The following is a 12,873-nucleotide window of genomic DNA, read 5'->3' as shown; positions in this document are numbered from 1 at the left end:
ACTTTGTCACTGAGGAGAGAAAGGTCCTTCGCAAGCTCAGGATGACAGAGCAAGGATGACAGATAAAACAACGTCACCCAAGCGAGATTCCTCGCTCGGCTCGGAATGACGTTCTTTTTTCTCCGCCGCTACTCCTGCCCCTGCCCTTCCTCGCTGCTACACCCGGAACTGCACGGCCAGGGCGTGGATTTGCTCGTCGGTGCCGAGCACGAGCAGCACGTCGCCGGGGCCGGGACGGATATCGGCGCTGGGGCTGACGGTAAACTCGCCGGTGCTGTGCTTGAGGCCGATGACGGTAGCCCCGGTGCGGGAGCGGATGTCGAGCTCCCGGATGCTGAGGCCCTGGTAGCTGCGCTGAATCTCGCGGTAGCTGAGCTCTTCGAGGCGGAGCTTGTTGGGTCCCAGGCCGTTCATCATCTCCAGAAAGCGGATTACTTCGGGCCGCATCACCAGGTTGGCCATGTGGGAGCCCCCGATTTCGTCGGGCATCACGACTGAGTCGGCGCCGGCGCGCAGCAGTTTGCTTTCGGAAGTTTTGAGGCTGGCGCGGGCAATGATTTTGAGGTTGGGGTTCAGCTCCCGGGCCGTGAGGGCCACGAAAACGTTGTCGGCATCCTTGGGCAGGGCCGTAATCAGGGCCCGGGCCCGACCGATGCCGGCGGCCAGCAGGGTTTCGTCGGTGGTGGCGTCGCCGATGACGGTGGGAATGGCCGTGCCCCCGTCCTGGGCCGCGTCGCGCAGCAGGTCCGGGCTTTGCTCTACCACTACCACCGTGGCCCCGTTGGCGCGCAGCTCGTGGTAGGCCTTGCTGCCGTTGCGCCCGAAGCCGCAGACGATGACATGGTCGTGGTAGCCCCGGATTTCCTGGTCGGTTTTGAACATCTTGAAAATAGTACGCAGCTCGCCGTCAAAGATATACGTCGTGAGCACCGACACGAGGTAGGCAATGACCAGCAGGTTGAAGAAAATATAGACCGACACGAACAGCCGCCCCGCCGCCGAGAGCGGGTGCAGCTCCCCAAAGCCCACGGTGGAGATGGTAATCATCGTCATATACACCGCGTCGAGGAAGTTGTAGCCCTCGATGGTCATGAAGCCGATGATGCCCGTGGCAAACCCCAGGACCGTGAGCAGCACGGCCACCACGAAGCGGCTCAGGTTAGCGCGTTTCCACATTCGATTGGTTTGTATTCAGAGCTTAATTGACCGTCAGGCGCAGCGGAGTCGAGGAACTCAGCATACGCAGGCACCTTAGAACGTCATGCTGAGCTTGCCGAAGCATCTCTCCCGCAGGAGTAATTCATTTTACTGTGGCAGTAGAGATGCTTCGGCAAGCTCAGCATGACGTATGCCATTCCAACGTCAGCACGCGAGATGTCTCGCGGGGCTCGACATGACGGGCGGCGGAAACTTACATAGCGCCGCGGGGAATGACGGTGCCGAGCATGTTGCCCAAATCGTCGTCCATCTTTTTGAGCAGCTTGATAGTGTGCAGGGTTTCGAGCAGGGCCAGTTCGTCCATCGGGTGGCGCAGGGCTTCGAGGCGGATAGACAACTCGCGCTGCACGTTGACCTTGTTGAGGCGCAGAATGGCGTTGTCGCAGGCCTGCTGGAGCTGGTCTACTTCCCGGGGCACGTAAATCTGGTGGGTGCTCCAGTTGGGGCTGAGCTCGTACTTTTCGGTAGCCAGGTCGCTGACCAGCATGCGGATGTCGGAGCGGCTGTGCTGGATAAAGGTGCGCACCTCGGGCCAGCGGCCTTCCTCCATTTCCTGGCGGCACAGGTGGAGCAAGTCGGCGTAAATCGGGGTTTGCAGCGGGGTTTCTTCCAGCTGCCCGAAGATGTACTGGGCCACGGCCAAGTCCTCGCTCAGGGGCTGGGCGGCGTAGAGCAGCAGCAGGCGCACCACTTCCCGCTCGCAGGCCTGCTGCAAATCGGGCACGGGCTCCAGGTCGGTGTCGGCCTCGGTGCCGGTGCTGCCGCCGGCCGCGGCCAGCTCGTCGGGCGAGGCGCCGTACATGGCCATTTCGGCCTCTTCCTCGGGGCTGAGGTTAGTTGTTGGTTGTTGGTTGTTAGTTGTTAGGGCGGGTGAGTAGGGGCGGCTGGCCGACTGCGGCCGGCCATTGGCTCCGCTCCCACTGTTGCCGCTGCCGCCCTGGCCGCTGCTGGGGGAAGCGCGCTGGGAGTCCTTCTTAACCAGCTTGTTGTACTCGGTGATGAGCACCTGCTCGTCGATGCCGAAGGTGGTGCTGGTTTGCTGCAAAAACACCTGCCGCTTGATTGGGTCGGGCACTTTGGCAATGCTCTGGAGCACCTCCCGGATGGCTTCGGCCTTTTTCACCGGGTCGTGGGCCGCTTCCTGCGAGACCAGGCGGGTTTTGAAGGAGATGAAGTCCTGGCTGTTCTTTTCTAAATATTCCTTAAAGCGCTGGTCGCCGACCTTGCGGATGTAGCTGTCCGGGTCGTCGCCGTCGGGAAACAACACTACGCGCACGTTCAGGGCGCCTTCGAGCAGCATGTCGATGCCGCGCAGCGAGGCCCGAATGCCGGCCGCGTCGCCGTCGTAGAGCACCGTCACGTTGTCGGTGTAGCGCCCGATGAGGCGAATCTGGCTTTCCGTCAGCGACGTGCCCGACGAGGCCACCACGTTCTTGATGCCGCCCTGGTGCAGGCTCAGCACGTCGAGGTAGCCTTCCACGAGGTAGCAGACTTCCTCGGTCCGGATGGCCTGCCGCGCCTGAAACAAGCCGTAAAGTACGTCCGACTTGTGGTAGATGTCCGACTCGGGCGAGTTGAGGTACTTGGCCGTCTTGTCGTTGGCCTTGAGCGTGCGGGCCCCGAAGCCGATGACCCGGCCCGAGACGTTGTGAATCGGGAACATGACCCGGCCCCGGAACCGGTCGTAGCGCCGGTTCGGGTCGTCCTCGCGCACGATGGTCAGGCCGGTCTTCTCCAGGTATTTGGCCTCGAAGCCCTGCTTTTGAGCGGCCTTGAGCAAATCGTCCCACTGGTCGAGGGAGTAGCCCAGCTCAAAGGTTTTGATGGTCGTCTGGTTCAGGCCGCGCTGCATCAGGTAGCTTAGCCCGATGCTCTCCCCTTCCTCCGTTTCGTGGAGCAGCTTCTGGTAGTGGTCCTTGGCCCAGTTGGAAACGATGAACTGGGAGTCCTTCTCGTTTTGAACGAGCTGCTCCTCGGGCGTCTTTTCCTCCTCCTGGATATCAATACCGTACTTTTTGGCCAGGTACTTCAGGGCTTCCACGTAGCTGGTGCCCTCGATATCCATGATGAACTGCACCACCCCGCCGGCCTTGCCGCAGCCGAAGCATTTATAGAGGCCCTTGGCCGGGGCGACGGAAAACGAGGGCGACTTTTCGTGGTGAAACGGGCAGCAGGCCCACATATTCTGACCCTTGCGCTTCAGGGTCACGAAGTCACCCACCACCTCGACGATGTCGGCGTGGTGAATAATCTGGTCAACGGTTTCTTTCGGGATTCGGGCCAAAGCAGCTACAGCAACAGGTTTCTCGGGACGACACGGGGACGGGACTACGAAGGTACGAGGTTCGGGGGGCAGAAAGCTAGTTTTCGTTTGTGCTCCCAGCGCGCCCAGCCGGAGCTGGCGGCCCGCCAAAAGCAGCAAAAGGCGGCCCCTGCTCGTGCAGAGGCCGCCTTTCCGGGGTGTCGGCCGCTTTTTCGCCCAGTCGGGGCCGACGGATTCTACCGGATCGGTGGCCCGCCACTCACAAGCGGGCCGCCAAGACGCCGAAGAGCTGTTGCAGCAACTCCTGCGGCGTGGTAGAGCACTGGTTTGGTATCTTGCATAGCGGCAACCCCGGGCGGAAGGTTACACGAAATGCAGGCTTCTTAAAAGAGTACAACTGCTTCAGCAGCGCTTACTTGGCCTTGCGAATGTAGATGTTGCCCATCAGGGACTTCATCATAATCTCGGCCCCGCCTCCATTGAGCCTGCCGTAGGTCCAGCTGTCGGTGCTCACGCGGTACACCCCGTTCTGATTCGTCCGGTTGACCTTGGGCGCCGTCTTCTCCGGCACCAGGTCAAAGTCGCTGTAGACCTCGCCCTGGTCGGACTTAAGCTTCAGGGAAGCTTTGGCCGTGGCGGGCAGCGTCACGTCGACCTGGCCGTTGACGGTGGAAAAGGCCATGGGCGCCCCGGCCGTTACGGTCTTGAAATAGGCCTTGATGGGCCCGTTCACGGTATTGGCCACCGCCGAGCCCGACACCTGGCGCAGAATTACGCCCCCGTTCACGTTGCTGATTTCCAACTCCCCGGTCACGTTCTCCACCACAATGTCCCCGTCGTTGACGGTCTTGAGCTGCAGGGAAAAATGCTGGGGCACTTTGATGGTCAGGTTGACGGGCCGCTGATACGAGTTCGACTTGACGGAGACTTTGTTGTCCTGCTCTTCGGCCGTCAAATCGAAGCCCGAGTTGGAAGCAATCCGCTTCATTCCTTTGGGCGGGGCGGGCCGCCCATCGTCATTATCGTCGTTGTCGTCGTCTTTGTCGCGCGAGGAGCGGGAAGAGGCATCAATCACGACGTCTTTGCCAGCGTAGCCCACCACGGTGATGGAGCCGTTCACGAGTTTGGCGCTGAGCAGGCCGGGCTTGCCGGGCGAGCTGAGGGGCACAACCAGCTGCTCTTTATTTTGGGCGGCCACGGTCAGGGAAAGCGTCAGCAGCAGGAGTAGCACGCCGGCGCGGAGCCGGAAAAAGGAGGTTTTCATTAGGGTCGTCGTTTGATGGTCACGTCGCCGTTGAGGGTTTCGAAGCGGAAGTCGTTGCCGCCCTTGCCCAGGCGCACGGCCGTGCCCTTGGAGAGTTTGTACTTGGTGCCGCCGGTGCTGCCTTCCTTGGTCTGCACCACCTGCACCGGCAGGTTTTCCACGTTCGGGAAGTCGGTCAGCAGCTCGCCGTGCATGCTTTTGAAGCGTACGTCGGCGGCCACGTCGGGCGGGTACTGCACGGTGATGTCGCCGTTGATGGTGCTGTAGCGGCAGCTGCCGGTGGGGCTGCTGGTGTAGGCCGCTTCCACGTTGCCGTTGATGGTGGCCGCGTCGGTGGGGCCCTTTACGTTCGTGAGCGTCACGGGCCCGTTGATGTTGTGGGCCCGCAGCGGGCCGCTGACATCCTGCACCGTCACGGCCCCGTTGTTGATGGTCGAGACGTTGAGCGTCATCTGACTCGGCACCTTGATGACGTACTCAAACGTGTAGTGGTAGTCGATGTCGCGGTGGTTGGAATGGCGGCCGTGATTTTCGTGGGGCCGGGAGTCATAGGGGCCGGCCATGTAGGCCACGATACTGTCGTGGCGCTGCAGAAAGCCTGGCACGGCCTCTTTTTTGCCCAGCTCCAGGTCGGCCTCGTTGTCGGCCCGGATGGTGCGGGTTACTTCCACCACCACTTTGTTGCCGCCCGTGCCCTGCACGCGCACCGGCCCGTCGATGTTGTAGACGGCCAGCACGCTGCGGCCCGGCTCGGCGGTGAGGGTAAATTCGCGGCTGACCTGCTCCCGGAACTCGCGGTTCTGGGCCTGGGCGTGGCAGCTAGACAGCGAGGCCAGCAGCAGCGTCAGGCTGAGTTGAATAGTTGGTTTCATGGTAAGGTTCGGTGGTTGCGGGCGCGGCAGCGGGCCGGCCGTTGGAAAGGTGTTTGATGCTTTCTTCAATCTTGCTTTTGACGGCCTCGTTCAGGTCGGGCTGCCGGAGCAGGCGGCGCAAGGGCTGCACCGAGCGGCGCTCCTGGAGCTGCACCATCACGTCGGCCAGGGCACTCTGCACCAGGGGCGAATCCTGGTGTTTCAGGGCCTGCACCAGGCCCAGGCGAACTTTGGGCTCGTGGGCCAGCTGGGCCAGGGCTTCGAGGGTAGCCAGGCGCACGTTCACGTTTTCGTCGTGGTTAAGGGTGCTCAGCAAGGCGTCGATTACCTTGTCGTTGGCTCCGCTTAGCTCCTTGGTGTAGCTCACGGCCCGCAGCCGCTCGGTGGCCGAGGGGTTTTCGATGAGCGAGAGCAGCATCACCTGCCGCATCTGCTCCACCTGGCTGGTCAGGGCGGCCAGCTGCTGCTGGTCGACCGAGGCCGGGGCCACTTTCGGGCTGCCCTTGAGCCAGTAGCCGGCCGCCAAACCGACCACCAGCAGCCCCAGACCGTAGGCCAGGCGCAGGGCCGGACCGGGCACCAGCAGGGTCTGCAGCTGCTGCCAGAAGCCCGCCAGCCGCGCCTGGGGCGCCGACTCGATTTCCTCCTTGTAGGAAGCCAGCATCGAGTAAAACGCGGGCCGCAGGTTTTCGCTCGGCACGGGCTCGGGCACGGCGCCCAGCGTTTGCCACACCCGGCGCACGGCCTGCAGCTCCTCCTGGCAGTCGGTGCACTGGGCCAGGTGGGCATCGAGGCGGGCCTGCTCGGCGGCGGGCAGCTCCTGGTGTAAGTAATCAATCAGCTGGTGCTGAGCTTGTTCGCAATTCATGTCCATCCCGTCAGTTTTCAATGCGCAGGTAAATTGTTTTCAATTCGTTCATGGCCCGGTGCACCCGCACTTTCACCGCGCCTTCGGTCGTATTCATCACCCGGGCTATTTCCTCGTACTTGAGCTCCTGAAACCGACTCAGAATGAGCACTTCGCGGTTTTCGGGACTCAGCCGACCCAGCGCCTTATGCAGGGTAGCTACTTCCTGCTCGCGCTGCAGCCCTTCGTCGGCCCGCTGCCCGCCCCCTATCCGTTCACTGAAGTCCGTCACGTCGGCGTGGTGGGCGCTGTGGCGGTTCTTCTTGACGTGGTCGGCTAGTACGTTGCGGGCCAAGTGGTACATCCAGGTCCGGAACTCGCCCTCGCCGGTGTAGGTGTGCCGGTACTTGAGCATGCGGTAAAACACGTTCTGCACCAGATCTTCGCTGGTATCCGCGCGGCCCAGCATATGGTAGAGAAAGGAATACAGCTTGCGGTGGTAGCGCTCAAAGAGCAGACCCATCCGGTCCACGTCCCCGGCCTTAACCCGGAGCATAAGCGCATTGTCTGAAAGCGAGTCCAACCGGATAGAGGTGGTAGGTGGGGGTTATTTGCAAGTGGACACCGCCCTGCGAAAGGAAGGTTACAGCAAAGCAGAAATTATTTTTTGGTAGTTGGACATCAGCGGCAAAAATCATCTGTCATCCTAAGTGAAGCGTAGCGCGGTGAAGGACCTACCTTCCTCACCTACCCCACTGCCGGCCTTGCCAACGTGACAAAGTTTTTTTCTCCTCTCGCCAACAATTAAGGACTTAGGCGTTGCACAAGCTTTGTCACACAGGTGAGGCAGGTCCTTCACTCCGCGTTGCTGCCCTCAGGATGACAGGCGGGAAAGGATATGACCTTGTTTAAAACTAACTCTATTTAGCCCGGCAACTTCCGCCCGCATTTGTGGGTTATCTTTGCAGTCCGCATTCTGCATTTCTGACCTATGGCTATTACCAAAGAAGACGTCCTCAAGGCCCTGAGCTACGTGGAGGAGCCCGACCTGGGCAAAGACCTCGTGACGCTCAACATGATTGAGGACGTGCATATCGACGGCAAGACGGTGTCGTTTTCCGTGATTCTGACCACGCCCGCCTGCCCGCTCAAGGAGCTGATTCACAACGCCTGCGTGCGGGCCATCCACACGATGGTCGACAAGGACGCCGACGTGAAAGTGAACCTGACCTCGCGCGTGACCACCGCCCGGGCGGCCAACTCGGCCGTGCTCCGCGGCGTGAAAAACATCATTGCCATTGCCTCCGGCAAAGGTGGCGTGGGCAAAAGCACCGTGACGGCCAACCTGGCCATTGCCCTGGCCCGCACCGGCGCCAAAGTCGGCCTCGTCGACGCCGACATTTCCGGCCCCAGCATGCCCGTCATGTTTGGCGTGGAAGATGCCCGCCCCCACGTATTCCAGGCCCCCGACGGCCGCAACCTGATTCAGCCCATCGAGAAATTCGGCGTCAAGCTCATCAGCATCGGCTTCCTGGCGCCTTCCGACAGCGCCATCGTGTGGCGCGGGCCCATGGCCTCCTCGGCCCTGAAGCAGTTTATTACCGAAGTCGACTGGGGCGAGCTGGACTACCTGCTGCTCGACATGCCCCCCGGCACCTCCGACATCCACCTGACCCTGGTGCAGACCGTGCCCGTAACCGGCGCCCTCATCGTGACTACGCCGCAGAAAGTGGCCCTGGCCGACGCCCAGAAGGGTTTGCAGATGTTCCGCCAGCCCCAGATCAACGTGCCGGTGCTGGGCATCGTGGAAAACATGGCCTGGTTTACGCCCGCCGAGCTGCCCGATAACCGCTACTACATCTTTGGCGAAGGTGGCGGCAAGGCCCTGGCCGACAAGCACGAAGTACCCCTGCTGGGCCAGCTGCCGCTGGTGCAGAGCATCCGGGAAAACGGCGACTACGGCACGCCCGCCATTACCCAGCCCGGTACCCCGGCAGCAGCCCTGTTCGAACAGCTGGCCGAGGAGCTGGCCCGGCAGGTGTCCATCCGCAACGCCGTGGCACCCCGGACGCAGGTGGTCGAAATGAAGTCCTAAGCTCAACCGGAGCCTCGGCTTTTGCCGGGGCTGGTAACTTTGTAACCCCGCCCGGTGTTACTTCGGAGCCAGCCAAAAGCTGTATCTTTACCCGCCTACCTTGATTTCGGCGCCCGCGTCACCTCGATTTCCATGAATTCTACCGCTGTACTTGAGCATCCTTTGTTGTCCCGCGTCGAGCAGGCTCTGGACACGATTCGCCCCTACTTGGCGGCCGACGGCGGCAACGTGCGCGTGCTGAACATCACCGACGAACTGGTGCTCCAGCTGGAGCTGCTGGGTGCCTGCGGCACCTGCCCCATGTCGCCGATGACGCTCAAAGCCGGCGTGGAGGAATCCGTGAAAAAGGCCGTGCCCGAAATCGTGCGGGTGGAGGCCATCAACGGCACCCCCTTCGCCGAGCAGCCCGCCGGCCAGACCGGCCACCCGGTGTCGCCGGCCCCGGTGCCCACGCCGGAGTTTTAGATTTGACTTCTTAATGTAGAAAGCCAGCTTCCCTTGCGGGGGCTGGCTTTTTTGTTTATCAAACGGTTGTGTTGGGCAGCTTCTTTTGCGCATCGTATTGACACCAATTCTTACTATGGCTTTTGGTTTTCCGAAAGTCGGTTAACAGCATACGAAAACGCTACGCCACTTAATACTGCTCCCGCCATATAGATAGGTAGCATTCTTGTATCAAAGCGGGCCCCGGTAAGCCCGATACCGTACCCTCTGGAAAAATCAGCGGGCAAGAAGGCCAGCACAAGCGTAGCTGATACTACTGCAAAAATAATAGACAATGCATAGCTGGTCCTCCGATTCCGGTTGATTACTGATTTGGAAGCAAAGATCAATAGACCGAAAAGAACAATATAGGAGATTTTGACTGCTGGCCCCATTGCATCCCCTATTTCCCAGATAGTGCGGAATGAATTTACCAGCCAATTTGAGCTGTATCTATCCTGCTCAAGCGGAGCAAATAGAAAAATAAGAATGCTCGTACCAAAAACCATGACCACCCAACCCGCCAACAACGCTTTAAGCAATGCCCCAACACCAAGATTATTCTTTTCTGTGACCATGTTAATAGACCCAACTCTTTAATGAAGATTTGAAAATTTTACTCTATAATTTATCTGGTTTGGCCATGCATCTTACGCATGGCACCAGGGCTTTTAAATTATTTTCTTAGCCGCCCTTATTAAGCATCCAAAAACAAATACAATGATTTAATTAACTCATCCTCAATAACAGCCACATCCATTCCTGCGGCCACGGGATTGAGACCTTCTGGCCCAAGGACCCAAGAGGCAACCTGTGTTGTGTGGTTTACCTGCGTAGGTTTCGTTAACTGAAACTGAAACTCAAGCGGCCATTCGGCCTGTAATTTTGAGATGAGGTCATTTATTTCCTGATACCCAACAACGGCATTTCCGGCGTTGCTTTCATAAAAATGAATATCAGGCGCGTATATTTTGTGCATTGCCTCCAGGCGCCGGTCCGCATTTCTATCATTCCAAATTACGAGCAGGCTATCTTCTAGCAGTTGGGCTTTCGTTGTCATTAAATTCACTTTTTGACCGTTTGGAATTAGACTATGAGCAAGGCCGGTTCTGGCATTGCCACTCAGGCTACCAGCTCTGGCTGAAGTAACAGCCAATAGTCAGCGGAGCCGCGGCCTAAGGTAGCAGCTTGGCCCGGTTCGGCCCAACAGCGCCCCGTTCAGCGCCCTGTCCTATCTTTGCTCGTCACCCTACGCTATTCTTTTCCGATGCCCAACCCCAACAACCCCGCTCTGCACTCCTGGATTGATATTACCCCGACCAGCGACTTTCCCATTCAGAACCTGCCCTTTGGCGTGTTTGAAACCCCGGAGCGGGGCCCGCGGCTGGGCGTGGCCATCGGCGAGTACGTGCTGGATTTGTACGCCGTGAGTCAGTTCGGCTTTTTCCAAGACCTCGATATTCCGACCCAGCCCAAGGTGTTCCGCCGCCGCTCCCTCAACCAGTTTATTGCCCTGGGCCGGCCGGTGTGGCGGGCCGTGCGCCAGCGCGTCTCGGAGCTGCTGCGCCACGACAACGGCGAGCTGCGCGACAACGAGGAAGCCATGCGCACTTGCCTCGTGCGCCAGAACGAGGTGCAGATGCTCCGCCCAGTGAAGCCCCACAACTACACCGATTTCTACTCCAGCATCGAGCACGCCACCAACGTGGGCATCATGTTCCGGGACCCGGCCAACGCCCTGCTGCCCAACTGGCGCCACATCCCCATCGGCTACCACGGCCGGGCCAGCAGCATCGTGGTGAGTGGCACCGATATTCGCCGGCCCAATGGGCAGCGCAAAGCCCCGGATGCGGCGGCGCCCACGTTTGGCCCGAGCCAGCAGCTGGACTTTGAGCTGGAAGTGGCCTTCGTGGTCGGCAAAAGCACCGAGCTGGGCCATTCTATTCCGCTGCAGCACGCCGAGGAGCACATTTTCGGACTGGTCTTGTTCAACGACTGGAGTGCCCGCGACATTCAGAGCTGGGAGTACGTGCCGCTGGGGCCGTTTCTGGGCAAGAGCTTCGGCAGCAGCGTCTCACCCTGGGTCGTGACGCTGGACGCGCTGGAGCCCTTCCGCACCGCGGGGCCCGTGCAGGAGCCCGAGCCCCTGCTCTACCTGCGGCAAGTAGATCAGCACAACTTCGACCTCAACCTGGAAGTGGGCATTCAGCCCGCCGGCGCGCCCGAAACGACGGTGTGCCGCTCCAATTTCCGCTACATGTACTGGAGTATGGCCCAGCAGCTTACGCACCAGGCCAGCAACGGCTGCAACCTACAGGTCGGCGACCTGTACGCCAGCGGCACTATCAGCGGCCACACCCCGGACTCGTTCGGCTCGATGCTGGAGCTGGCCTGGAAGGGTACCAAGCCCCTGCCCCTGACCGACGGCTCGGAGCGCAAGTTTATCCAGGACGGCGACACGGTTACCATGCGCGGCTTTGCCGAGAAGGACGGGGTGCGCATTGGCTTCGGGGAAGTGCGCGGCACGGTGCTGCCCGCCAACCCGCTGTAAGCCACGGCATAGCACCGTAGTCAGCAAAAAGAGCCGCCGGATGACTCCGGCGGCTCTTTTTTATGCGGATTCTTGGTCGGCCGCGGGCGGTACTGACGGCGCGGGGTCGGCCTCGTCCAGCAGTTCAAACTCGTGCCAGGCCGTAGCGGGGTCGAAAGAGTGCAGCAGGCCCAAAACGGGCTCCTCCGGAGTGGGAGGTGGCGTGGGCACTGGAGGCGGGGAGTCGTGGGCAGGAGCTTTCATAAAACCTGGGCTAAAATACTACTACTAAAACTCTTACTGCAATACTACCTCCGGGTTGCTGCCTGCTTGACCACCTTACAGCACCGGCATTTCCACGCCCCGGTAGTAGCAGTTCAGAATGGAATCCATGGGCTGCCGGCCGGCTGCTACGGCTGCCACCGTGGCCCGATACGGGGCTTCGAGCAGGGGCAGCAAGGGCTGCTCGACGCGGTTGAAGTGCTGAAAAGCGGCCAGCAGTTTGGCGTCCCACTCGGCGTGAAAGTGCAGCAAATCGTCGGGTAAAACCCGGGTGCGGGGGCTGCCGGGCTCGGGCAGGGCCTCAAACGGCTCCCAAACGTTGAGGTAGCCGTAGTCATCGGTCAGCTCCTGGCCGGGGTGAATGTCGCGCACGGCCAATTCGAAGTTGTAAGGCGTCGAGACCAAGCTGGAGTTGAAGGAGTGGTTTACGAAGCGGGAATTATCCCAGCACAGCACAAAATTGCCCTGGGCGTCGCGGTAGCTGTACTTGTTGAGAATGTCGCGGTGAATCTGGTCGAGCCCGCGCACCTGGGCCGGGGTGAAGACCTGGTCGAAGGCGTCGAAGATCCAGCAGATAGTGCCCTTGGGAATAAAGCAGGTGGCCACTACGCCGTAGCCGATTTCGGGGCTGATAAAGCGCAGTTCCGTGTGCGGATGAATCATAGAGTTAGAGCATGGTAGCCAAGCTGGCCCGGTGCCAGCGGCGGACTTAGCCTTGTAGCGTAAATGCCGGCAATGCGTTATAGCCGAGCTGTCTAATCCCTTGCCTGCTAACCTCTCCCAGCCCGGCCAAGCCTGAACAGGGAGGATTTGGACGGCTCACTTCTGCGGCGGAGCTTGCCATCCGTATTTTTCCCGAGGGCGCCCCGTAATAAATACGGATTTCCCGGCTGTGGTACTTAAACTTCAAACTCTATAAATTATTAAGGAGTACTAAGTAGCTCTGATTCGTGGAGCTTAAGGCTAGTACCTGCTGCCCAAAGCCCCGCCCGTCAGCTCACTCCTCCACTAACCAAACC

General features: G+C 60.2%; 13 protein-coding genes. 3 read left to right on the top strand and 10 right to left on the bottom strand.

Annotation, left to right across the window (positions count from 1 at the left end; translation table 11 throughout):
• Positions 1–156: 156 nt before the first annotated feature.
• From CLV45_RS08195 to CLV45_RS08170, 6 genes are all read right to left on the bottom strand, one after another.
• The gene (locus tag CLV45_RS08195; RefSeq protein ID WP_100335875.1) at positions 157–1,176 is read right to left on the bottom strand and encodes a potassium channel family protein; all 1,020 of its coding nucleotides are present in this window, start codon (positions 1,174–1,176) and stop codon (positions 157–159) included.
• 235 nt (positions 1,177–1,411) lie between these two features.
• The gene (dnaG, locus tag CLV45_RS08190; protein ID WP_100335874.1) at positions 1,412–3,502 is read right to left on the bottom strand and encodes a DNA primase; all 2,091 of its coding nucleotides are present in this window, start codon (positions 3,500–3,502) and stop codon (positions 1,412–1,414) included.
• Positions 3,503–3,893: 391 nt separating this feature from the next.
• On the bottom strand, positions 3,894–4,745 hold the full coding sequence (locus tag CLV45_RS08185) for a DUF4097 family beta strand repeat-containing protein (RefSeq protein WP_100335873.1): 852 nt from the start codon (positions 4,743–4,745) through the stop codon (positions 3,894–3,896).
• The gene (locus tag CLV45_RS08180; protein WP_100335872.1) at positions 4,745–5,617 is read right to left on the bottom strand and encodes a DUF4097 family beta strand repeat-containing protein; all 873 of its coding nucleotides are present in this window, start codon (positions 5,615–5,617) and stop codon (positions 4,745–4,747) included. Before CLV45_RS08180 ends, CLV45_RS08185 begins: the two co-directional genes overlap by 1 nt.
• Positions 5,565–6,485 carry a HEAT repeat domain-containing protein gene (locus CLV45_RS08175; protein WP_100336988.1) on the bottom strand — a complete coding sequence of 307 codons (921 nt, stop codon included), beginning with the start codon at positions 6,483–6,485 and terminating at the stop codon, positions 5,565–5,567. The genes CLV45_RS08180 and CLV45_RS08175 overlap by 53 nt, the downstream gene beginning before the upstream one ends.
• Before the next feature lie 10 nt (positions 6,486–6,495).
• On the bottom strand, positions 6,496–7,020 hold the full coding sequence (locus CLV45_RS08170; RefSeq protein ID WP_100335871.1) for an RNA polymerase sigma factor: 525 nt from the start codon (positions 7,018–7,020) through the stop codon (positions 6,496–6,498).
• 435 nt (positions 7,021–7,455) lie between these two features.
• Between CLV45_RS08170 and CLV45_RS08165 the strand changes: the two genes are divergently transcribed.
• Together CLV45_RS08165 and CLV45_RS08160 are read left to right on the top strand one after the other, a co-directional pair.
• A complete protein-coding gene (locus tag CLV45_RS08165; RefSeq protein WP_100335870.1) occupies positions 7,456–8,559 on the top strand; it encodes an Mrp/NBP35 family ATP-binding protein in 1,104 nt (367 codons plus the stop codon).
• 132 nt (positions 8,560–8,691) lie between these two features.
• Positions 8,692–9,024 (top strand): NifU family protein, encoded by a 333-nt coding sequence (locus CLV45_RS08160; protein ID WP_100335869.1) that lies wholly within the window; start codon positions 8,692–8,694, stop codon positions 9,022–9,024.
• Positions 9,025–9,137: 113 nt separating this feature from the next.
• Here the strand turns inward: CLV45_RS08160 and CLV45_RS08155 are convergent, their stop codons facing one another.
• Complete coding sequence (locus tag CLV45_RS08155; RefSeq protein ID WP_100335868.1) at positions 9,138–9,620, bottom strand: hypothetical protein; 483 nt, start codon at positions 9,618–9,620, stop codon at positions 9,138–9,140.
• 119 nt (positions 9,621–9,739) lie between these two features.
• Positions 9,740–10,198, bottom strand: coding sequence for a nuclear transport factor 2 family protein (locus CLV45_RS08150; protein WP_245882779.1), 459 nt, complete (start codon positions 10,196–10,198; stop codon positions 9,740–9,742).
• 111 nt (positions 10,199–10,309) lie between these two features.
• Between CLV45_RS08150 and fahA the strand changes: the two genes are divergently transcribed.
• On the top strand, positions 10,310–11,593 hold the full coding sequence (gene fahA, locus CLV45_RS08145; RefSeq protein ID WP_100335866.1) for a fumarylacetoacetase: 1,284 nt from the start codon (positions 10,310–10,312) through the stop codon (positions 11,591–11,593).
• Positions 11,594–11,653: 60 nt separating this feature from the next.
• Here fahA and CLV45_RS24870 read toward each other — a convergent pair whose 3' ends face one another.
• On the bottom strand, positions 11,654–11,836 hold the full coding sequence (locus tag CLV45_RS24870; RefSeq protein ID WP_157807365.1) for a hypothetical protein: 183 nt from the start codon (positions 11,834–11,836) through the stop codon (positions 11,654–11,656).
• A gap of 75 nt (positions 11,837–11,911) precedes the next feature.
• The gene (locus tag CLV45_RS08140) at positions 11,912–12,517 is read right to left on the bottom strand and encodes an SET domain-containing protein (RefSeq protein WP_100335865.1); all 606 of its coding nucleotides are present in this window, start codon (positions 12,515–12,517) and stop codon (positions 11,912–11,914) included.
• Positions 12,518–12,873: the final 356 nt, after the last annotated feature.

It is taken from the genome of Hymenobacter chitinivorans DSM 11115 (genome assembly GCF_002797555.1).
GTDB classification, from domain to species: domain Bacteria; phylum Bacteroidota; class Bacteroidia; order Cytophagales; family Hymenobacteraceae; genus Hymenobacter; species Hymenobacter chitinivorans.
The sequence above is the reverse complement of the archived record's forward strand: the minus strand, read 5'-3'. Positions and strand labels throughout refer to the sequence as shown.